The following is a 19,054-nucleotide window of genomic DNA, read 5'->3' as shown; positions in this document are numbered from 1 at the left end:
GGAACCTCTGAAAGGACACATCGATGACGAACAACCCGATCCGCGTGATCGTCTGGGGCGAGAACCGCCACGAGCAGGTGCAGCAGAACGTGCGCGACATCTACCCCGACGGCATGCACACGACGATCAAGGAGGGCATCGAGGAGAACCTCGGCGACCGCGTGTCGGTGCGCACCGTGACCCTCGACGACCCCGAGCACGGCCTCACCGAGGAGGTGCTCGCCGAGACCGACGTGCTCGTGTGGTGGGGGCACGCGGCCCACGGCGAGGTGGCGGACGAGGTCGTCGAGCGCGTGCACCAGCACGTCCTGGCGGGGATGGGCCTGCTCGTGCTTCACTCGGGGCACTGGTCGAAGATCTTCGGGAAGCTCATGGGCACGACGTGCACGCTGCGGTGGCGGTCGAAGGACGACCGCGAGATCGTGTGGACGGTCGACCCGACCCACCCGATCGCGCAGGGCGTGCCGCATCCGTTCATCATCCCCGCGCAGGAGATGTACGGGGAGTTCTTCGACGTGCCGGCCCCCGACGAGCTCGTGTTCCTCTCGACGTTCTCGGGCGGCGAGGTGTTCCGCAGCGGCATGACGTACCGCCGCGGCTACGGCAAGATCTTCTACTTCAGCCCGGGCGACCAGGACTACCCCGTGTACCACCAGGCCGAGGTGCGCAAGGTCATCGCGAACGGCGTCGCGTGGGCGCAGACTCTTCGTCCGGAGCGCTCGGTGCCGACGCTGCTGCGGTACGAGACCGAGGACTTCTACAACGGACGCGGCTACGAAGGGGCGATGCACAATTGACCGGACAATCGGATGGCCGCCTGCGCGTCGTGCAGGTCGGGGCCGGCGGGATGGGCCGGGCCTGGATCGGGGCGATCACCGCCTCGGATGAGACGGAGCTCGTCGGCCTCGTCGACCTCAACATGACGACCGCGCACGACGCGCTCGCCGACGCGGGCCTGACCGACGTCGCCGTGGGCACGTCGGCGGCCGAGGTCGCGCGCGCGGTCGGCGCCGACGTCGTCGTGAACGTTACGGTGCCCGTCGCCCACCTGCCCGTGAACGTCGAGGCGCTCGCCGCGGGCTACCCCGTGCTGTGCGAGAAGCCGGCGGCGCCGACCGTCTCGGACGCCCTGCGCCAGGCGGCCGCCGCCGAGGTGCACGGCCGCCTGCTCATGATCAGCCAGTCGCGCCGGTACTTCGACGGGCTGCGCGCCCTCAAGCGGCAGACCGAGCGGCTCGGCGAGATCGGCGCCGTGACGACCGACTTCTTCCGGGCACCGCACTTCGGCGGCTTCCGCGAGGAGATGGAGCACGTGCTCCTCGTCGACATGGCCATCCACCAGTTCGACGCCGCGCGGTATCTCATCGGCCGCGACCCGGTCGCGGTGTACGCCGAGGAGTACAACCCGAGCTGGAGCTGGTACCGCGGCGACGCGAACGCCGTCGCGGTGTTCGAGTTCGAGGGCGGGGCGCGCTACACCTACAGCGGGAGCTGGTGCGCGCCGGGCCTCGAGACCTCCTGGAACGGCCGGTGGCGCATCAGCGGCGAGGCCGGATCGGCCGAATGGGATGGCGACGGCGCGCCGCGCGCGGAGATCGGCGTCGGGTCGGTGGAGCAGGAGCTCGACACGGCTCCCGAGCAGATCGAGGGCTCGCTCGCCGAGTTCGTGGCCGCCGTGCGCGCGGGGGAGACGCCCTCGACCGACGCCCGGTCGAACGTCGCGAGCCTCGCGATGGTGGAGGCGGCGGTGCGCTCGGCCTCGACGGGCCGCCGCGTGCGCATCGCGACGGTGATCGAGGAGGCGTACGAGGCCGCGCTCGTCGACGAGAAGGATGACGCGGTGCGCGAGGTCCTCGAGCGCTGGCGCGCCGAGGTGCTCCTTCCCCGTCGGTGAGCGATGTTTCGACGCGGTCGTTGAGCGCGAATTCGCCTTTCGCGGTCGTTGAGGGAGCTCGTCTTTCTCGGTCGTTGAGCGAGCGGAGCGAGTCGAAACGCCGATGTGCCCGGCTCAGCCCGTCGGGGCCGTGATCTCGACGGGCTGGCCGAGCCGCTCGAAGGTCTGCGTCACGGTTCCGGCGAAGCCGTGCACGGTGAGGGCGATCTCGGCGCTCAGCGGCGTCGCATCGGACGCCAGACGGACGACGAACGTGTCGACGTCGACCTCATTCCAGTGGAACGGCTCGGTGCTCGCGATGCGGTACACGCCCGCGGCGGCCGGTTCCGCGGCCACCTCCCACGCGGGGCTCGCCGCGATGAGCTCGGCGATCGCCCGCGGGTCCGAGAACGGGGCGGCGTACTCGGCGGCCTCGGCGGCGATCTGCTGGTCGCGGTCGTCGGATGACGCGTCGGCCTCGACGGCGCCGTTGCCGCGGTCGAGCCAGTGCGCGCCGTCGACGAACCAGAGGTCGAACGGGATGTCCGTGCCTCCCGTGCCGTCGAGGTGGAAGGCATAGTCGGGCTCGAAGGTGAAGTCCACCGTCCCGCGGAGCATCGGGCCGCTGAGGCCGATCCGCCCGGACCCCTGCGCGACGAGGACGTCCTGCACGCAGGCCCCGAGGTCCGCTCCGCCGACGGTGGCGCCCGCCTCGATCCCCGCGCACGAGTCGGGTGCGGTCCATCCGCTCGGCGTCGGCGTCGGCGTCACCGTGGCCGGCGCGGTCTCCGCCGTCGGCAAGGGTGCGGCGGTCTCCTCGGGCGCCGTCTCGTCGGGCGGCGTCTGCGCCGCGCAGCCCGCGATCGCGGCGGCGAGAGCGAGAGCGGCGGCTGCGCGTGCGACCTTCATGGTCGGAGGATACTCGGCGCACTCGGGCGCAGACGCAGAGGCTCCTGGGTGCACGGCGGGCGGCCGGGCTCGCGCCCGACCGCCCGCCGTCCCTCTCCCCTCGGAGGTCACTGCGCGGGCATGAGCACCGTGTCGACGAGGTAGACCGTCGCGTTGGCGGTCTGGACGCCGCCGCAGATGACGGTCGCGTCGTTCACCATGAGGGCGTCGCCCGATCCGGTCACCTCGAGGTCGGAACCCTGAACGGTCGTGTGGGTGCCGGCGATCGCGTCGGGAGCGATCTGGCCCGGGACGACGTGGTAGGTGAGGATCGACGTCAGCAGGTCGGCGTCGGTGCTGAGCGTCTCGATCGTGGCCTCGTCGATCTGCGCGAACGCGTCGTCGACGGGGGCGAAGACCGTGAACTCGTCGCCGTTGAGCGTGTCGACGAGGTTCACGTCGGGGTTCAGATCTCCCGACACGGCCGAGACGAGGGTCGTCAGCAGCGGGTTGTTCGACGCCGCGACCGCGACGGGGTCGGCGGACATCCCCTCGATCGAGCCCGCGCCATCCGGCACCGCCTCGGCGTAGTCGGCGCAGCCAGGGCCGACGAGGTTCGCGGCCGGGTCGGCCATCGTCTCGGAGCTCTCCTCCGGGGTCGTCTCCTCGGGCGCGGCCGACTCCTCGACCATGCCGGAATCGCCCGACGTCGGCTCCTCCTCGGCGGTGGTGGCGCCGCTGCTGCAGGCGGCGAGGCCGAAGACGGCGACGAGCGACAGGACGGCGGCGCCGGCGAACGTGGACTTCTTCGTGGACATGGCGTTCTCCTCTTCAACGGTGGGTGCCCCGAGGGGCGGTGCCTCTCGGCTTTCACGACGTATTCGGGGTGGTCGGCGGATCGGATGGGTCGATCTCGAAATCGCGTCGGGATGGCCCGCGGACCGCCCCGTGACGGGGATGCGGCATGCTTGTGGGCATGGTGATCGACGGCGTCGAGGTGGGCGAGCACGCCGACGGACCCGTCGATCACGTCGCGGACCTCCTCGTGCGCATCGCGAACGGCGATCAGGGCGCCTTCGCGTCGCTCTACGACATGCTCTCGGGCCGCGTCTTCGGCCTCATCCTGCGGGTGCTCGTGGATCGCGCGCAGAGCGAGGAGGTGCTGCAGGAGGTCTTCCTGGAGATCTGGCAATCCGCCGCGCGCTTCTCTCCGAACAGAGGTCAGGGGAGGACATGGGTCCTCACCATCGCGCACGGCCGAGCGGTCGACCGCGTGCGATCCGCGCAGGCGAGCACCGACCGGGATGTTCGCGTGGGCTTCCGGGACCTCGGAGTGCCGTTCGACGGGGTCGCCGAGGATGTGGAGCTCCGGATGGAGGGACGACGCGTCGTCGAGGCGCTCCAGAGCCTGCCGGAGGCGCAGCGCGAGGCGCTCACCCTCGCGTACTACGGGGGATACTCGCAGAGCGAGATCGCGGCCATGACCGCGACGCCGCTGGGAACGGTGAAGACGAGGATGCGCGACGGGCTGTCGCGCCTGAGGACCTGGATGGGGGTGCCGGCATGACCGAGAAGGACCTCGACGAGCTGCTCGCCGGCCGCGCCCTCCACGCGCTGTCGCCCGAGGACGCCGCCCGGCTCGAGCAGGCGCTCGCCGCGGATCCCGCGCTGCGCGCCCGTGCGCAGCGCGACGAGGAGACCGCCGCGCTGCTTGCCGATGCGACGCCCGAGGTCGCGCCGCCCGCCGCCATCCGGGACCAGCTGCTCGCGCGGATCGCCGGGGCCGCGGCTCCCGCTGACGTAGCCCCCGAGCAGAGCGCCGACGCGCCTGCCGAGCCCGCGGGGTCCCGGGCGGGCGAGGCCGTCGAGCCCGCGCCATCCGCGCCTGCGCGCCCGGGCCGTCGCCGCTGGTTCGCGCTCGCGGCCTCCGTCGCGGTCGTCGCGGCGGTCGGCCTCTCGGCGCTCACGATCGGGCGCCTGCTCGACCGGCCCGACGCCGTCGTGGCGCTCGAGCAGATCGCGCAGGCCGAGGACGGGCAGGTGCTCGAGGGCGAGCTGCCGGGCGGCGGCGCGATCGAGATGCACTGGTCGCACTCGGTCGGCGAGGTCGTGGTGCTCGCCGACGAGGCGCCGGCGCTCGATGAGGGCCGCCAGTACGAGCTCTGGCTCGTGCGCGGAGACGAGCCGATCCCGGCAGGGGTGTTCGATGGCGGCGTCGTCGAGCCGCTCCTGCTCGACGGAGAGCTGGCACCCGGCGACGTCGTCGCCGTGACGATCGAGCAGGAGGGCGGGTCGCCGACGGGCGTCCCGACGACCGAGCCGATCGCCGTGATGCCGACCGACTGAGCGACGCGACGGGAGCGGCGGACGGCCAGGGGCCATCCGCCGCTCCTGTGCCCGCGGCTCAGCCGAACGTGAAGGAGTAGACCTCCACGCCCGGATCGACCGTCACCTCGATCTCGCCCTCGCCCGCGTCGCCGCTGCGCAGCGCGTAGGAGCGCGGCGTGCCGGAGACCGCGATCTCCTCGGGGGCTCCGCCGTCGACGCGTGCGGTGATGCTCCCCTCGCCCGCGAGGACGATGCGCACCTCGCTCGCAGAGTAGGCGAGGCGGATGGTCGCGGGCGCGTCGGCCGGGGTCGCGAACTGGGTCTCGATGGTCCAGGAGCCCTCGAGCGCGAACGTGTCGCGGGGCTGCTCGTCGGGGAGGGTGAAACGGGCCGTGCCGCCCGTGTACGGTGTGGCGCCCGCGTAGTTGACGTCCTTCGTCCAGCCGAGGAACGTCTCGGGCGTGCGATCCGGATCGACGGGGGTGCGGTCGTCGACGGCGGTCGGGTCGGGGAGCGCGACCGCGGGGTCGGCATCGACGAGGAGCTCGCGGATCATCCGCTCGGTCGCGGCGTAGTTGCCCTCGCCGAACGAGATGTGCCGGACCGTCCCGTCGGCGTCGATGAGGTAGTGGGCCGGCCAGTACCGATTGCGGTAGTTCGTCCACGTCGCGAGGTCGTTGTCGAGGGCGACCGGGTAGGAGATGCCGAAGGCGTCGGCGCCCGCCTGCACGTTGGCCGCGTCCTTCTCGAACGCGTACTCGGGCGAGTGCACGCCGATGACCCGCAGCCCCGCGTCGCGGTACGCTGCGTCCCACGCGACGACGTGGGGGATGCTGCGCTGGCAGTTGATGCACGAGTAGGCCCAGAAGTCGATGAGCACGACCTCGCCACGGAGGCTCTCGAGGTCGACGGGTGAGCCGCCCGGGGTGTTCAGCCACTGCTCGATCCCGCGGATCGAGGGCGCCGTGCCGCAGGACTCGAGCTCGTCGGCTCCGTTGGTGCACTGATCGAGATCGCGGTTCTCGTCGGTGACGATGCCGCCGAGGTCGAGCGCGTCCTGCACGCCCTCATCCTCGGCGAGCTGCTGCTGGAGCGTCGAGGTGTAGTCGGGCACGAGCCGCTGGAGCGCGGCGGGCACATCGAGCACGAGGCCCACCGCGAGGGCGAGCATGGCGACGCCGGCCGCGATCCGCAGTCCGCGCTCGCGGCGGCGGAAGGCGCGGATGCGCTCGATGACGCTGCGCCCCGCGAGAGCGAAGAGCAGGAGCGGGATGGCCACGCCGACCGCGAACGCGATCGTGAGGACGACGGTCTCGAGGCCGATGCGGCCGGTCGACCCCGCGACGATGATCGCCGCGAGCACCGGGCCCGCGCAGGGCACGAAGACCGTGCCGAGCGCGAGCCCGACGGCGAACCCGTTGCGGCGGTTCGAGACCTCGCGCTGTGGCAGCCAGGTGAACGGCTTCTCGAGGAGCCGCTCGAACGCCGGCACGAGCAGCCCGAGGCCGATGAGTGCGAGGAGCGCGATGCCGACCCATCGGATGACGCCCTGGGGCAGGCCGAGCGCGCCGAGCGCGAGGGATCCGAGCAGGGTCACGAGCGTGAAGCTCGTCATGAGACCGAGCACGACGAGGTAGGGGCGCCAGCGTGAGACGCTGCCGCCGTCGGCGCCGCTCCGGGCGGACTGCGCCCCGCCCGTGAGGAAGATGACGGGCAGCACGGGGAGGATGCATGGCGAGATCCCCGTGATCAGTCCCCCGAGGAACCCGATGATGGCCAGTGACATGTGCGCTTCCCTTCTCCGCTGACTCCTCTTCGTGGCGGGAGGTCGAGCGGATTGGGGGGTGGATGTCGGTGGCGGGGCGCGGGGCGCGGGATGGCAGTCCGCGGCTCGGAGGGGCGGCGGGAGGGCGGGGGCGGGACACAGTGCAGGAGATCTGCGAGCTCGCGCTGAGCGGAGCCGCGTGATTCCGCACGATCTGGGTCCAGGCAGCCCGGTTTCTCCTGCGTTGTGTCCCGCGTCCAGCCGGGGGCGGCCGTGCATGTCTCGCTTCCGGCGGGGGTCGGCTGTGCGTGTCTCGCTTCCGGCGGGGGCGGCTGCGCGTGTCTCGCTTCCCGCGGGATCAGCCGCGCAGGTCGCGGCGTGTGAGCGCGACCACGCTCCCCGCGAGGAGCAGCACGACGCCGATCCACAGCGGCCAGAGGCCATCCGTCCATCCCTCGCGGAGCGGGCTCTCGTGATAGGCCCACGAGTACGGGGAGAGGGCGCGGAGCGCGTCGAAGTCGTCGTTCTGGTTGGCGACGCCGTTGAAGAGGAACGCCGCCGCCGCGACGAGCGCACCCGCGCCTGTCGCCCACGCGCGGCGGCCGAAGAGGGAGCCGACGAGCAGCGCGACCCCGCCGCTGAAGAGCCACAGCCCGATCGCGGCGAGCGTCTGCGGGATGACGTTCTCGCGCGCGAGGTCGAGCTCGAACGGCGTGTTCACGGCGAGCAGCAGGCACCCCGAGTAGACGCCGAGCCACGCGAGCCGTGCGACGAGGGCGAGCACCTGGCCGGCGACGTAGCCCGTGCGCGAGATGCCGTGGGCGAGGTCGAGTTCGAGCCGGCCCTGCTCCTCGGCGCCCGCGACCGCGGCGGAGCCCCAGCCGATCGCGGCGACCGTCGGCAGGACGAATCCGAGGATGCCGTAGAACGTCGCCTGCGCGTAGCCCGCGCCCGACGTGATCTGGTCGAAGCCGAGGGTGTTGACAAGCGAGGGCGGCAGGGTCTCGAGCATCTGCATCATCTGCCCGTCGATGCCGATGCTCGGGTAGAGCGAGAGGTAGAGCATCATCACGGCGGTGAGTGCGAGCGTCCAGACGAGGAGGCCGCGCCACGACTCGGCGAGCGTGCGGATGAACACGGGGATCATCGGGCGCCTCCCTCGTGCTGGACCGGCCCGGCGGACGGCAGGTCTCCGGATGAGGCGGCGCCGGATGGCTGTCGCCGGCGGTCGCGTCGGAGGCGCGGCGGGTCGGCGGGCGGGGATGAGGGTGAGCCCGACGGCGAGGACGCGGGCGAGGATGGCGGCGGGTCCGCGGGCGCGGGTGCGGGTGCGGGAGAGGGGGAAGGCGGATTCGGTCGGCGGGACGGGGCGGCTTCTGCGCCCGCTCCCTCGCCGTACAGCCGCAGGACGGATTCCTCGAGGTCGGGCTCCTCGAGGGTGAGGTCGACGACGCGGAACCGGGCGAGCGCCTTCACGATCGGGTCGACGTCGCCCTCGATCGTGACCGCCACGCGGACATGGCCCGTGCCATCCGACACCTCGAGGTCATGCAGGGTCGTCTCCGCGCCGGTCCGGCCGAGCGCATCGCGCACCGATGCGACCGAGGCGTCTGCGATGCCCGCGCGCATGCGGCGCACGGCGCCGAGGCGCAGCGAGGCGACGTCGCCCGCCGCGACGACGCGGCCCGCGCTCAGGACGGCGACCTCATCGGCCGCCTGCTGGATCTCGCTCAGCACGTGCGAGCTCAGCAGGATCGTCTGCCCGCGGTCGCGCGCTTCGCGCACGAGCTGCAGGAACGCCCGCTGCACGAGCGGGTCGAGGCCGCTCGTCGGCTCGTCGAGGATGAGCAGCTCGGGCTCGTGCATGAACGCCTGCACGAGCCCGAGCTTCTGCTTGTTGCCCTTCGAGAGGGTGCGCACGCGTCGGTCGAGGTCGAGCCCGAGCCGGTCGGCGAGCTCGTCGATCCGCCCGTCCGGCACGGGGCCGGAGACCTTCGCGTAGAAGTCGAGCATCCCGCGCCCGGTCGTGCGGCCATCCAGCCGCAGTTCGCCCGGGACGTAGCCGATGCGGCGGCGCAGCGCGGGGCCGCCGTGCTGCGGGTCCTCGCCGAGCACACGGACCTCGCCTCCGGATGGTCGGATGACATCGAGCAGGATGCGCAGGGTCGTCGTCTTGCCGGCGCCGTTCGGGCCGATGAGCCCGAACACCGTGCCGGGCTCGACCCGCAGGTCGAGGGAGTGCAGGGCCGTGCGCTGCCCGTACCGCTTGTGGAGCGCCTTCGTCTCGATCGCCGCCATGTGCCTCAACGTAGCGCCGTGCCGGCCGCAGCCAAAGGGTCGCGAGCGCGCGTCCGCTCAATGCCACAGCACGGCGACCGCGATCTCGACGACCCCGAGCCAGCCGGCGATCTGCAGCAGAGGGCGGAGGGCTCGGTCGTCGGAGCCCGCGGAGCGCAGGCGGCGCTGTCGCACCATGGCGGCGATGATGAGCCCGAGGATCACCAGGGCGAGAGCGAGCTTGACGATCATCTTCGCCTCGATGACTCCCGCGCCCGAGATCATCCGGACGGCGATGAGCGCGTTGCCCGACAGCACCTGCACGATCGAGCCGATGAGCAGGGGCGAGAAGTCGAAGTCCTTGCGCCACGGCATCTGGAGGATGAACGCGCCGACGATCGCCGACGTGCCTACGAGATGGATGATCAGCAGCGCGAGCCGCAGGTTCTCAAGCACGGGAGCCGTCCTTCGAGGTGGTGAGTGAATACTTACCCACTAGTGTGGTGAGTGAGCACTCACCCGTCAACCGGAGGACGTCATGTCGACTCGAGACCGCATCGTCGACGCGGCGGCGACCGTGATGCGCGACCTCGGCGTGGTCAAGTCCACGACCAAGGCCATCGCCCGGGCCGCCGGCTGCTCGGAGGCCCTGCTCTACAAACACTTCCCGAGCAAGCAGGAGCTGTTCGCCGCGGTGCTCCGCGAGCGTCTGCCGCAGCCGCTCGCGGATGTCCGTCCAGGGGAAGGCGACCTGGGTGAGAACCTCGAGCGCGCTGTCGTCGCGCTGCTCGCGTTCTACGAGGCGGGCTTCCCCATCGCCGCGGCGCTCTTCGGCGACCGGGAGACGCTCGCCGGCTGGCGTGCGCAGAGCGAGGCGCGCGGTGGCGGACCGGAGGCGCCGCGCCGCCTGGTGGCGGAGTACCTCCGGGAGGAGCAGCGCCTCGGCCGCGTCGCTCCGGCCCGCGATGTCGATGCCGTCGCGTCGCTGCTCACGGGCGCGGCGCTGCATGAGGCGTTCGTGGCGAGCTTCGCCGGGAGGCCCATCCGCGATCCCGATGAACTGGCGCGCTCGTGGGTCGCCGCGCTCGGATGGTGACCTCAGCCGAGCGGTCCAGGCCCCCGCGGCCCTCTTCGATCACCGCGTTCGCGGGCTCGCGGCCGCCGTCGAGGTGGTGCCGCAGGAAGGCTCAGGCCTCGGGCGCCGGCGGGCGCAGGGGCGTCCGCTCGGGCTGCGCCGGGGTCTCCGGGGTCTCCCGGGCCTTCGGGGTCTCTCGGGGCTTCGGGGTCGCGGCGGGGCGCCCGGCCTCGAGTTCGGGGGCGACCTGCTTCTCGAGCACTTCGACCGCGTCGTCGGAGAGGACGATCAGCCCGTCGAGCTCCTCGCGCACGCGCTTGTACGCGATCTGGCGCTCGGCCGCTGTGGCCGACTGATCGACCGCGGTGCGGAGGAGCTGTTGCGCGCGGTCGAGACGCCGGCGCTCGTCCTCGGTGAAGCCGCTGTCGCGCACACGTCGGGCGTCCTGCTCCGCGATGTCGAACGCGACCTCGAAGTCGTGCACGGCGTCGCGGTACTCCGCGAGCGTCGCCGCATCGATCTTGACGTCCGCGGATGCCGGGCGGAGGCCGTCCGCCACCTTCTTCGCCCGCAGGAACGCGGCCGTCAGCGGCTGGCGGCCGTCGCTCATCGTCGGGAACGCGATGAGCTTCGCGACGTCGAGCTCGTAGTCGAGCCAGCGGTGCATGACCTCGTCGTGCGTCGCCATGAGGCGCGCGAGCCTGGCCTGCCGGCTCGCCGCGTCGTCGGCCTCGATGTCTTCGGCGGGGCCATCCTGCGCCTTCGACGCCTTGAGCTGCGCCCGCGCCTGCATCTCGACCGCGCGGGCTTCGCTCTGTGCCTTCAGGAGTTCAAGCCGACGCTTATGGCGGAGCTTGGATTGCTTCGACCACCAGCTGGCGGCGCTGCTCAGTCCGGCGACGATGGGGCCGCCGAAGATGAACCACAGCCACCAGTTGTTGCCGATGAACTCGAAGATTCCCACGGGGCCATGCTAGGCGCGGGGCTTCCTCGTGGGGAGCGGCCCTCGAGCCCCGAGCCTCCGGGGACATGCCCAAGAGGCGTCGGGTCAGAGGGCGAGCGAGCGTCGGCGCTGGAGGGTCCAGACGACCAGCGCGAACGCGAGGATGGCCGCGGCGGCGACCATGACGAGCGGCCACCCGCCGAGATCCCACAGTGCGACCGCGAGCGTCGAGCCGACCGAGCCGCCGAGGAAGTTGCCCACCACGAACACCGTGTTCAGCCGGCTGCGCGCCGACGGCTCGATGGCGAGCATGCGGGTCTGGGTGAGGACCATGACCGACTGCACGCCGATCGAGTACAGGGCGATCGACGCCATCACCGCGACGAGCGAGTGCGGCGCGACTCCCGACACGGCGAAGGCGAGGATGGCCAGCACGAGACCCGCGCCGATCGCCGGCACCGCGAGTCCGCGGTCGTAGAGGCGCCCCACGAGCTGCGCCGCGACCGCGCCGCCGATCCCGACGAGGTTGACGAGGCCGATCTGGGTCGCGGAGAAGCCGAAGGGCTCGGCCGAGAGGAGGAGGGTGAGCGCCGTCCAGAAGAGCGTGAAGCTCGCCATCGCTGCCGCTCCGATGAGCCCCACCGCCCGCGCGGTCGCGCTCACGAGGTGCGTGCGCAGCACCGATGCCAGGAGCGCGGGGTACGACACCCGCGCTCGCGGCTCGAGCCGGGGCAGTGAGCGCCACATGACGAACGCGAGCACGATCATGACGAGCGCGATGAGGGCGTAGAGCGCGCGCCATCCGATGAGGTCGGTCGCGATGCCGCTCACCGCGCGCGCGATCATGATGCCGAGCAGCAGCCCCGAGGCGACGGTGCCGAGCACGCGCCCTCGCTGCGAGTCGGTCGCGAGGTCGCCTGCGAGCGGCGCCAGGAACTGCCCCGACACTGTGCTCACGCCCACGAGCCCGAGCGTCGCGAGCAGGATCGGGAAGGTCGGCGCGAGGGCACTCAGCCCGAGCATGGCCGCGGCGAGCAGCATGAAGAGCGGGATGGCGCGCCGGCGGTCGACGACGTCGCCGAGCGGGACGAGGAAGAACACGCCGACGGCGTAGCCGAGCTGGGTGACCGTGATGATGAGGCCCGCGGTGCTCGCGGAGACGCCGACGTCCGCGCCGATCACGTCGAGGATCGGCTGCGCCCAGTAGAGGTTGCCGACGGCGGCGCCCGCCGCGACGGCGAACAGGAGCGTCGCGCCTGCGGCCATCCCTCGGGGGCTGGCTGACTCGGTCATGGTGCCTTCTTCACTAAAACCAACGTTCACGTTGGAAGTCACTGTAGTACCGTGGAGGGCAATAAGCAACGCTGGCGTTGGAAATGGGGAAGCGGATGGCCTGGGACGTCGAGGGCACGAAGCGCAAGATCATCGAGGCGGCGACGGAGGAGTTCGTCGCGCACGGCCAGCACGGCACGACGATCGAGCGGATCGCGAAGCGCGCGGGCGTGAACAAGGAGCGGGTCTACAACTACTTCGGCGGCAAGCCCGAGCTGTTCGCTCTCGTGCTTCGCGAGAAGGTCGCGGAGGGGGCGGTGTCCGTTCCGTACGTCGCCACGGGCATCGACGATGTCGGCGGATTCGAGTCGCGGCTGGTCGACTTCAATCAGGCGCATCCCGAGCTCGTCCGCCTGCTCGCGTGGGAGGCGCTGGCCTACACCGACGCCGTGCCGGATGAGGAGAAGCGCGTCGAGCGGTACGCGCGCCGCACCGATGAGATCCGGGTGGCGCAGGAAGCAGGCGCGCTCACGACCTCGCTCGATGCCGACATGCTGCACGTGCTCCTGCTCGCGCTCGCAGGATACGGCGCCCTGGCGCCGCAGGTGGTCCGGATGATCACGGGCGTCGGGACCGACGACGAGCGCTATCGCGCGGCGGTCGTCGAGGCCGCACGTCGCCTCGCGGCCCCGTGACGCGGGGCTCGATCAGGGATCACCCGCGCAGCGCCTCCACGGCGAGCTCGCCGAGGCGGGCATCGCGTGTCTCCTCGTGCGCGGTGATCGTGAAGACCGCGTTCCGCGCCGGGTCGATGATCGCGTACTGGCTGTAGCGCCCGTCGAGTCGCCAGGTGCCATCCGGTCCACCCCAGGCCGCGAGTCCGTACCGCGCGGATGGCTCGGGCGCTCCGGTGTCGACCCAATCGGAGTGCATCGCGTCGATCCACTCCGCGGAGACGAGCTGCCGGCCATCCCACGCTCCGCGGTCTCGGAGGAGCCGCCCGATGCGCGCGATCTCCTCGGTGCGGAGCTGGAGGCCGCTGCCGCCGATGATCCATCCGGCCGGGCACCGATGCCACTGGGGGTTGTGGATGCCGAGCGGATCGAACAGGCGCGGCAGGAGCCAGTCGCGCACATCGCCGACGACCGCGCCGAGCACGCGCATCGCGACGTACGTGCTGACGGTGGAGTACTGGAAGACGCGGCCGCGCGATGGGCGGCGCAGCATCTCCTGCGCGAGGTCGGGCCAGGGCACGGGGTCGAGCGCGAACCACTCGAAGTCGATACCGCTCGTCATGGTGAGGAGGTGTCGGAGGGTCACCTCCTCGACGCCCTCGCCGAGCCGCATGCCGGAGAGGGAGGAGTGGATGGGCTCATCCAGGCTCACGAGGCCTTCGTCGATCGCGATGCCGACGGCGAGGGCCGAGACGCCCTTGGAGATCGAGTAGACGTTCTCGCGGTCGTCGCTGCGCCACCGGTGCTCGGCGGTGTCGTCGTCGATGAGCACGTGCGCGCCGTAGGCACCGAGGTTCTCTGCATCGACGGCTCGGACGAATCGGTCGAGGATGGCCTGTGCCGAGGTCATCGGTTCAGTCTGCCAGGCGCCTGCGGGGTTCCGTCGAGGGCCCGTGCGGCGCTCTGCCTCGCGCCGTGTCTGCATGTCTCGATTGCCGCGGGTAAGCGGGGCGGAAACCGGCGGCGAGTGAGACATGGGTCAGGGGGTGGACCCGTCGAGCGCCTCGACGGCCAGCTCGGCCAGACGGTGGTCGCGGGACTCCTCGTGCGCGGTGATCGTCAGGACGGCGTCGCGTCGCTCGTGCACGATGACGTACTGGCCGTAGCGTCCGTCGAGGCGCCAGGCGTCACCGGGGCCCTCCCACACGGCTATGCCGTAGCGGGCATATGGGGGCTCTCCGACGTCGACCCAGGTGCCGTGCATCGCGTCGATCCACTCGGCGGAGACGAGCTGCCGGCCATCCCACGCTCCGCGGTCGCGAAGGAGTCTCCCGATTCGGGCGAGTTCAGATGTGCGGAGCTCGAGTCCCGAGCCGCCGACGATCCATCCGAGCGGGCACCGATGCCACTGCGGATTGTGGATGCCGAGCGGATCGAACAGCCGCGGCAGCAGCCAGTCGCGGACGTCGCCGACGCGGGCGCCGAGAACCCGCATCGCGACATACGTGCTCGCGTCGGAGTACTGGAAGACGCGCCCGCGGGATGGCCGACGCAGCATCTCCTGAGCGAGGTCGTCCCAGCGGACCGGCTCGTCGCTGAACCACGCGAAGTCGATGCCGCTCGTCATCGTGAGCAGGTGCCGGAGGGTGACCTCCTCGGCACCCGCGCCGAACTCCAGCTCGGGGAGGTACGAGCGGATGGGCTCGTCGAGCGTCACGAGGCCCTCGTCGATCGCGATGCCGATCGCCAGCGCCGAGACGCCCTTCGAGACGGAGTAGACGTTCTCGCGGTCGTCGCTGCGCCACCGGTGCTCGGCCGTGCTGTCGCCGATGAGGACGTGCGCGCCGTACGCGCCGAGCCCTTCTGCATCGACGGCGCGGACGAAGCGGTCGAGGGCTGTCTGTGCCGCGGTCACGCGGTCAGTCTGCCAGGCTTCCGACGCCCGGTTCTGCATGTCTCGGTTGCCGTGGGTTAGCGGGGCGAATAACCGCGGCGAGTGAGACATGGGTCGTCCGCCGACCGCAGTGGCGGAGACGCAGGAGCGAGACACCCACGGGAGGGTCACCGTAAAAGCGCAGCGACCGCCTTCGCCGCCATCTCGTCGGCGCCGAAGTGATCGTCGGCCGTGATCGTCACGACGGCATCGTCGAGGAAGATGAGCAGCTGACCATACGCCCCGTGAAGCCGCCACGCATCGCCAGGCCCTCCCCAGCCGGCGAGGGCGTAGCGCTCGTACCCCGGATTCGCGTCGCGCTCGATCCAGTCGCCGTGCATCGCGTCGATCCATCCGCGCGAGACGAGCTGTCGGCCATCCCACCGCCCGCCATCGCGGATGAGGCGACCGATCCGTGCGAACTCGTCGAGCGTGAGCGAGAGGCCGCCGCCCGCGACGATCCACCCGTTCGGGCAGCGCTCCCACGCCGAGCCGACGATGCCGAGCGGCGCGAACAGCCGCGGCTCGAGCCATCCGTGAACGTCGCCGACGACCGCGCCCAGCGCCCGCATGGCCGTGTACGTGCTCGCATTCGAGTACTGGAAGACCCGGCCCTGCGACGGACGCCCGAGGAACTCCCGCGCCAGATCGGGCCAGTCGGTCATCATCGTCTCCGACCACGGGAAGTCGATGCCGCTCGTCATCGTCAGCAGGTGCCGCGTCGTCACAGCATCGACGCCCTCGCCGAGCGCGATGCCGGGAAGGTACGTCGCGACAGGCGCGTCGAGATCGAACAGGCCCTTGTCGGAGGCGATGCCCGCCGCGATCACGCACACGCCCTTCGCGGCGGAGTGGATGTCGCGGCGGATGTCCTCGGCCCAGATGTGCGCGGCCGCGTCGTCGCCGATGCGGACGTGCACACCGTGGCCGACGAAGCCCTGCTCCTCGGCGCTGCGGACGATGCGATCGAGAACGGTCTGCGCGCGGGTCACGTCCTCAGTCTCCCAGGGTCGGTGTCACCCCGCCGGCTCACGCCAGGGACTGGGCGCCGATCACCGACAGCAGGCGCAGCTTCTCGGCGCTCTCCGAGCCCGGCGTCGCGGTGTACACGAGCAGGCAGTGCGACTGCTCCGGGTCGATGAGCCGCTGGCACTGCAGCTCGAGGGCGCCGACCTCCGGATGGACGAAGTGCTTCACGTCGCGCGGCCGGATGCCGATCTCGTGGCGCTCCCACAGCTCGCGGAACTCCGCACTCTCGGCCAGGAGCAGCTCGGCGTACCGCGCCGCCCGCGACGACGGACCGCGCAGCGTGGCGAGCTCGCGCAGCCCTGACACGTACATCCGCGACAGGAACGCGTGCTCCTCGGGGGCGTAGAGCCGCCGAGCATCGGGATCCGCGAACCACCGGTACCCGATGCTCCGGAACGGGCCCTCGTGCGCCGTGAGATCTCCCGTGAGCGCGACGCCGGCGGGCGTCTGCCGCAGGGTCTCGCCGAGCTCCGTGACGATCTCGGCGGGGGTGTCCGTCAGGCGATCGAGGATGCGGATGAGCCCGGGGCTGACGTGCTCGGATGACCCGCGATCGGGCGGCTGCTGCCCCGCGAGCCGGAAGAGGTGGTCGCGCTCCGCGAGCGAGAGGCGCAGGCCCTGCGCGATCGCGGCGAGCATCTGAGCGGATGGCTGCGGCCCGCGCTCGCGTTCGAGACGCGCGTAGTAGTCGGTCGACATGTGGCAGAGCGCAGCGACCTCCTCGCGACGCAGCCCGGCCGTGCGGCGTCGGCTTCCGCGGGCGAGGCCCACGTCCTCGGGCTGGAGCGCCTCGCGGCGCCGCCGCAGGAACTCCGCGAGCGCGGGTCGGTCGATCGTGGTCACGTCCCCATCTCACACGACCCGGGCCCCGCGTGCCACGGATCGCGGATCCCCCTCTCGCGAGGGACGGATCGGCAGTCCCTGGATGCGCCCGCCGCACCCGACGAGCATCGATGCGACAGCCATCCGAGCCGAGGAGCACGCCGATGCCACGCCATCCGATCGACATCACCATCCCCGACCTGCGCGGCAAGCGCGCGATTGTCACGGGCGCGAGCGACGGCATGGGACTCGTCATCGCCGAGCGCCTCGCCGCGGCCGGCGCCGAGGTCGTGATGCCCGTCCGCAACGCGGCGAAGGGCGAGGCCGCGGCCGCGGCCATCCGTTCGCGCCACCCCGACGCGCGGCTCGTGCTGCGCGCGCTCGACCTGTCGTCGCTCGACTCGGTCGCGGCGCTCAGCGACACGCTCCTCGACGAGGGCCAGCCCCTGCATCTCCTCGTGAACAACGCCGGGGTGATGACGCCGCCATCCAGGCAGACGACGGCGGATGGCTTCGAGCTGCAGTTCGGGACGAATCACCTCGGGCATGTGGCGCTCGTCGGGCGGATCCTGCCGCTGCTGAGCGCCGGGCGGGCGCGGGTCACGTCGCAGGTGAGCATCGCGGCGCGGCGCGGACGGATCAACTGGGACGACCTGCAGTGGGAGCGCCGCTATGACGGGCAGCGCGCGTACAGCCAGTCGAAGATCGCCTTCGGGCTGTTCGGCCTCGAGCTCGAGCGCCGCAGTCGCGCGCACGGGTGGGGCATCACGAGCAATCTGTCGCATCCGGGGGTGGCTCCGACGAGTCTGCTCGCCGCGCGGCCCGAGATCGGGCGCAGCGGCGACACGACGGGAGTGCGGATCATCCGCTGGCTGTCGGCCCGGGGCATCCTTCTCGGCACGCTGGAGAGCGCGGGGCTCCCGGCGCTCATGGCGGCGACGGACCCGAAGGCGAAGCCCGGGGCGCTCTATGGCCCGAGCGGGCCCGGCCACCTCGGGGGAGCTCCCGCCGAGCACGCGCTGTACCGTCCGCTGCGCAACACCGAGGACGCCCGCCGCGTGTGGGAGGTGTCTGAGCAGCTGACCGGCGTGCGCTTCGGGGCGTAGGCGCTCAACGGCATGTCTCGCTTATGCACCCTTCCGCCGCCGTTTGGGGTGAAAAAGCGAGACATGCAGGGGGGGGGGGGCTCAGCGCCCGAAGAAGTCGCCGAGCCCGAACTCCGACGCGAGGTCGCCCAGGCCGCTGCCAGCCTCTGACACCTGGTCGCCGAGACCCTGCGTGAACTCGCCGGCCTCCGAGACGAAGCCGCCAGCACCTTCGGCGATCGCCGACACGTCGACACCTTCTGCGAGGGCGTCGAAGTCGACACCGGCTCCGAGAGCGTGGCCGATGATCTCCGAGCCGATGCTCGTGAGGATGGCCCCGCCCGCGACCGCCGCGAGGATTCCGCCGACCGCGAGGCCGCCCGCGACGGCGCCGCCAGCGATGCCGACCGTCCGCGTGCGGGCGAGGAGCCCGCGGAGCCGGCCCGGCTGCGACGCCTCCGCACGGGCGGCGACCCGGGCCAGTTCGGGAGCATCGTACGAGCGCGGGTGCTCGTACGGGGGCAGCTCCGACCGCATCCGCTCGGCGACCTGCGCGCGCTGCTCGGGCGTGAGCCGCGCGAAGGCCTCGCGGTGCACCTGCTCGATCTGATCGGGGCGCGCGGTCTGCAGGAGGTAGTCGTAGCGGGCGATCGCGGCGCGGTCCTGCGCGGATCCGGATGGCGCGGTGCGCGCCGAGCGCGATGCCGACGGATGCGAGGCGGGGTACGGAGGAGGGGTGAGCCCGGTCGAGCGCCGGGTGTCCGGCGCGGGGTCTTGGCGGTGCGCCGGCCGATGGCTCGCCGGCCGCTCGTCCCCGAGGAGCGAGTCGACGGCGCCGCGCGCCTTGGCCATCCAGTCGGTGCTCGATGAGCCGCGCTGCGACGAGGACGAGGAGGAGCTCGCGTCCATGGCCTTCTTCGCGAGCTTGATGAACTGGTTGAGCTTGCTCATGGGGTCCTTCCGGAAGGGTCGGCGCAGCCGACGTCTGCCAAAGTCTCCTTCGCTCCGGATGCGGAGCCGGCCGCCCGGGACTCGATGGCGAGTCCGTACTGACGGGTCGACCGCGGTGGAAGTACTCCCTCTGTGCGAC

The 19,054-nt window shown here is 71.8% G+C and carries 20 protein-coding genes; 7 read left to right on the top strand and 13 right to left on the bottom strand.

All coding sequences use genetic code 11. The annotated features are described in order from the left end of the window. Window positions 1-23: 23 nt before the first annotated feature. On the top strand, window positions 24-797 hold the full coding sequence (locus M1D56_RS15715; RefSeq protein ID WP_271174183.1) for a ThuA domain-containing protein: 774 nt from the start codon (window positions 24-26) through the stop codon (window positions 795-797). Next, the gene (locus M1D56_RS15710; RefSeq protein ID WP_282979949.1) at window positions 794-1,894 is read left to right on the top strand and encodes a Gfo/Idh/MocA family protein; all 1,101 of its coding nucleotides are present in this window, start codon (window positions 794-796) and stop codon (window positions 1,892-1,894) included. Before M1D56_RS15715 ends, M1D56_RS15710 begins: the two co-directional genes overlap by 4 nt. A gap of 114 nt (window positions 1,895-2,008) precedes the next feature. On the opposite strand, the gene M1D56_RS15705 is transcribed toward M1D56_RS15710, so the two are convergent. After that, the gene (locus M1D56_RS15705) at window positions 2,009-2,782 is read right to left on the bottom strand and encodes a hypothetical protein (RefSeq protein WP_456284165.1); all 774 of its coding nucleotides are present in this window, start codon (window positions 2,780-2,782) and stop codon (window positions 2,009-2,011) included. A gap of 107 nt (window positions 2,783-2,889) precedes the next feature. Then, window positions 2,890-3,579 carry a fasciclin domain-containing protein gene (locus M1D56_RS15700; RefSeq protein WP_456284164.1) on the bottom strand — a complete coding sequence of 230 codons (690 nt, stop codon included), beginning with the start codon at window positions 3,577-3,579 and terminating at the stop codon, window positions 2,890-2,892. A gap of 146 nt (window positions 3,580-3,725) precedes the next feature. On the opposite strand from M1D56_RS15700, the gene sigK reads away from it, so the two are divergent. Together sigK and M1D56_RS15690 are read left to right on the top strand one after the other, a co-directional pair. Further along, a complete protein-coding gene (gene sigK, locus M1D56_RS15695) occupies window positions 3,726-4,328 on the top strand; it encodes an ECF RNA polymerase sigma factor SigK (protein ID WP_456284163.1) in 603 nt (200 codons plus the stop codon). After that, on the top strand, window positions 4,325-5,107 hold the full coding sequence (locus tag M1D56_RS15690) for an anti-sigma factor (RefSeq protein ID WP_456284162.1): 783 nt from the start codon (window positions 4,325-4,327) through the stop codon (window positions 5,105-5,107). The genes sigK and M1D56_RS15690 overlap by 4 nt, the downstream gene beginning before the upstream one ends. Before the next feature lie 58 nt (window positions 5,108-5,165). On the opposite strand, the gene M1D56_RS15685 is transcribed toward M1D56_RS15690, so the two are convergent. From M1D56_RS15685 to M1D56_RS15670, 4 genes are all read right to left on the bottom strand, one after another. Continuing rightward, the gene (locus M1D56_RS15685) at window positions 5,166-6,875 is read right to left on the bottom strand and encodes a cytochrome c biogenesis protein DipZ (RefSeq protein ID WP_456284161.1); all 1,710 of its coding nucleotides are present in this window, start codon (window positions 6,873-6,875) and stop codon (window positions 5,166-5,168) included. Window positions 6,876-7,212: 337 nt separating this feature from the next. Next, a complete protein-coding gene (locus M1D56_RS15680; RefSeq protein ID WP_421075954.1) occupies window positions 7,213-8,001 on the bottom strand; it encodes an ABC transporter permease subunit in 789 nt (262 codons plus the stop codon). Next, window positions 7,998-9,152, bottom strand: coding sequence for an ABC transporter ATP-binding protein (locus tag M1D56_RS15675; RefSeq protein ID WP_456284160.1), 1,155 nt, complete (start codon window positions 9,150-9,152; stop codon window positions 7,998-8,000). Before M1D56_RS15675 ends, M1D56_RS15680 begins: the two co-directional genes overlap by 4 nt. A 57-nt stretch (window positions 9,153-9,209) precedes the next feature. Next, entirely contained in the window at window positions 9,210-9,587 is a 378-nt protein-coding gene (locus tag M1D56_RS15670; protein ID WP_456284159.1) for a hypothetical protein, read from the bottom strand. Between the two features lie 82 nt (window positions 9,588-9,669). Between M1D56_RS15670 and M1D56_RS15665 the strand changes: the two genes are divergently transcribed. Further along, window positions 9,670-10,227: a TetR/AcrR family transcriptional regulator gene (locus tag M1D56_RS15665; RefSeq protein WP_456284158.1), complete on the top strand. Its 558-nt coding sequence runs from the start codon at window positions 9,670-9,672 to the stop codon at window positions 10,225-10,227. A 91-nt stretch (window positions 10,228-10,318) separates the two neighbouring features. Here the strand turns inward: M1D56_RS15665 and M1D56_RS15660 are convergent, their stop codons facing one another. Beyond that, window positions 10,319-11,170, bottom strand: coding sequence for a hypothetical protein (locus M1D56_RS15660; protein ID WP_456284157.1), 852 nt, complete (start codon window positions 11,168-11,170; stop codon window positions 10,319-10,321). 84 nt (window positions 11,171-11,254) lie between these two features. Continuing rightward, on the bottom strand, window positions 11,255-12,442 hold the full coding sequence (locus M1D56_RS15655) for an MFS transporter (RefSeq protein WP_456284156.1): 1,188 nt from the start codon (window positions 12,440-12,442) through the stop codon (window positions 11,255-11,257). Between the two features lie 95 nt (window positions 12,443-12,537). Between M1D56_RS15655 and M1D56_RS15650 the strand changes: the two genes are divergently transcribed. After that, a complete protein-coding gene (locus M1D56_RS15650; protein ID WP_456284155.1) occupies window positions 12,538-13,116 on the top strand; it encodes a TetR family transcriptional regulator in 579 nt (192 codons plus the stop codon). Window positions 13,117-13,135: 19 nt separating this feature from the next. Here the strand turns inward: M1D56_RS15650 and M1D56_RS15645 are convergent, their stop codons facing one another. The 4 genes from M1D56_RS15645 to M1D56_RS15630 form a co-directional block, all read right to left on the bottom strand. Continuing rightward, window positions 13,136-14,005: a serine hydrolase domain-containing protein gene (locus M1D56_RS15645; protein ID WP_456284154.1), complete on the bottom strand. Its 870-nt coding sequence runs from the start codon at window positions 14,003-14,005 to the stop codon at window positions 13,136-13,138. 129 nt (window positions 14,006-14,134) lie between these two features. Continuing rightward, a complete protein-coding gene (locus M1D56_RS15640) occupies window positions 14,135-15,010 on the bottom strand; it encodes a serine hydrolase domain-containing protein (protein ID WP_456284153.1) in 876 nt (291 codons plus the stop codon). A 146-nt stretch (window positions 15,011-15,156) separates the two neighbouring features. Beyond that, the gene (locus M1D56_RS15635) at window positions 15,157-16,020 is read right to left on the bottom strand and encodes a serine hydrolase domain-containing protein (RefSeq protein WP_456284152.1); all 864 of its coding nucleotides are present in this window, start codon (window positions 16,018-16,020) and stop codon (window positions 15,157-15,159) included. A 37-nt stretch (window positions 16,021-16,057) separates the two neighbouring features. Next, window positions 16,058-16,900, bottom strand: a complete 843-nt coding sequence (locus M1D56_RS15630; RefSeq protein ID WP_456284151.1) for a helix-turn-helix transcriptional regulator — start codon at window positions 16,898-16,900, stop codon at window positions 16,058-16,060. A 143-nt stretch (window positions 16,901-17,043) separates the two neighbouring features. On the opposite strand from M1D56_RS15630, the gene M1D56_RS15625 reads away from it, so the two are divergent. Further along, complete coding sequence (locus M1D56_RS15625) at window positions 17,044-17,985, top strand: SDR family oxidoreductase (protein ID WP_456284150.1); 942 nt, start codon at window positions 17,044-17,046, stop codon at window positions 17,983-17,985. Window positions 17,986-18,066: 81 nt separating this feature from the next. Here M1D56_RS15625 and M1D56_RS15620 read toward each other — a convergent pair whose 3' ends face one another. Further along, a complete protein-coding gene (locus tag M1D56_RS15620) occupies window positions 18,067-18,915 on the bottom strand; it encodes a cation-transporting ATPase (protein ID WP_456284149.1) in 849 nt (282 codons plus the stop codon). Window positions 18,916-19,054: the final 139 nt, after the last annotated feature.

It is taken from the genome of Microbacterium sp. JZ101 (genome assembly GCF_053903175.1).
The sequence above is the reverse complement of the archived record's forward strand: the minus strand, read 5'-3'. Positions and strand labels throughout refer to the sequence as shown.

Coding starts and splice junctions, on each gene's coding strand:
- M1D56_RS15715 (WP_271174183.1), top strand. CDS start 24: ATGACGAACAACCCGATCCGCGTGATCGTCTGGGGCGAGAACCGCCAC.
- M1D56_RS15705 (WP_456284165.1), bottom strand. CDS start 2,782: ATGAAGGTCGCACGCGCAGCCGCCGCTCTCGCTCTCGCCGCCGCGATC.
- M1D56_RS15700 (WP_456284164.1), bottom strand. CDS start 3,579: ATGTCCACGAAGAAGTCCACGTTCGCCGGCGCCGCCGTCCTGTCGCTC.
- sigK (WP_456284163.1), top strand. CDS start 3,726: ATGCTTGTGGGCATGGTGATCGACGGCGTCGAGGTGGGCGAGCACGCC.
- M1D56_RS15690 (WP_456284162.1), top strand. CDS start 4,325: ATGACCGAGAAGGACCTCGACGAGCTGCTCGCCGGCCGCGCCCTCCAC.
- M1D56_RS15685 (WP_456284161.1), bottom strand. CDS start 6,875: ATGTCACTGGCCATCATCGGGTTCCTCGGGGGACTGATCACGGGGATC.
- M1D56_RS15680 (WP_421075954.1), bottom strand. CDS start 8,001: ATGATCCCCGTGTTCATCCGCACGCTCGCCGAGTCGTGGCGCGGCCTC.
- M1D56_RS15675 (WP_456284160.1), bottom strand. CDS start 9,152: ATGGCGGCGATCGAGACGAAGGCGCTCCACAAGCGGTACGGGCAGCGC.
- M1D56_RS15665 (WP_456284158.1), top strand. CDS start 9,670: ATGTCGACTCGAGACCGCATCGTCGACGCGGCGGCGACCGTGATGCGC.
- M1D56_RS15655 (WP_456284156.1), bottom strand. CDS start 12,442: ATGACCGAGTCAGCCAGCCCCCGAGGGATGGCCGCAGGCGCGACGCTC.
- M1D56_RS15650 (WP_456284155.1), top strand. CDS start 12,538: ATGGCCTGGGACGTCGAGGGCACGAAGCGCAAGATCATCGAGGCGGCG.
- M1D56_RS15645 (WP_456284154.1), bottom strand. CDS start 14,005: ATGACCTCGGCACAGGCCATCCTCGACCGATTCGTCCGAGCCGTCGAT.
- M1D56_RS15625 (WP_456284150.1), top strand. CDS start 17,044: ATGCCACGCCATCCGATCGACATCACCATCCCCGACCTGCGCGGCAAG.
- M1D56_RS15620 (WP_456284149.1), bottom strand. CDS start 18,915: ATGAGCAAGCTCAACCAGTTCATCAAGCTCGCGAAGAAGGCCATGGAC.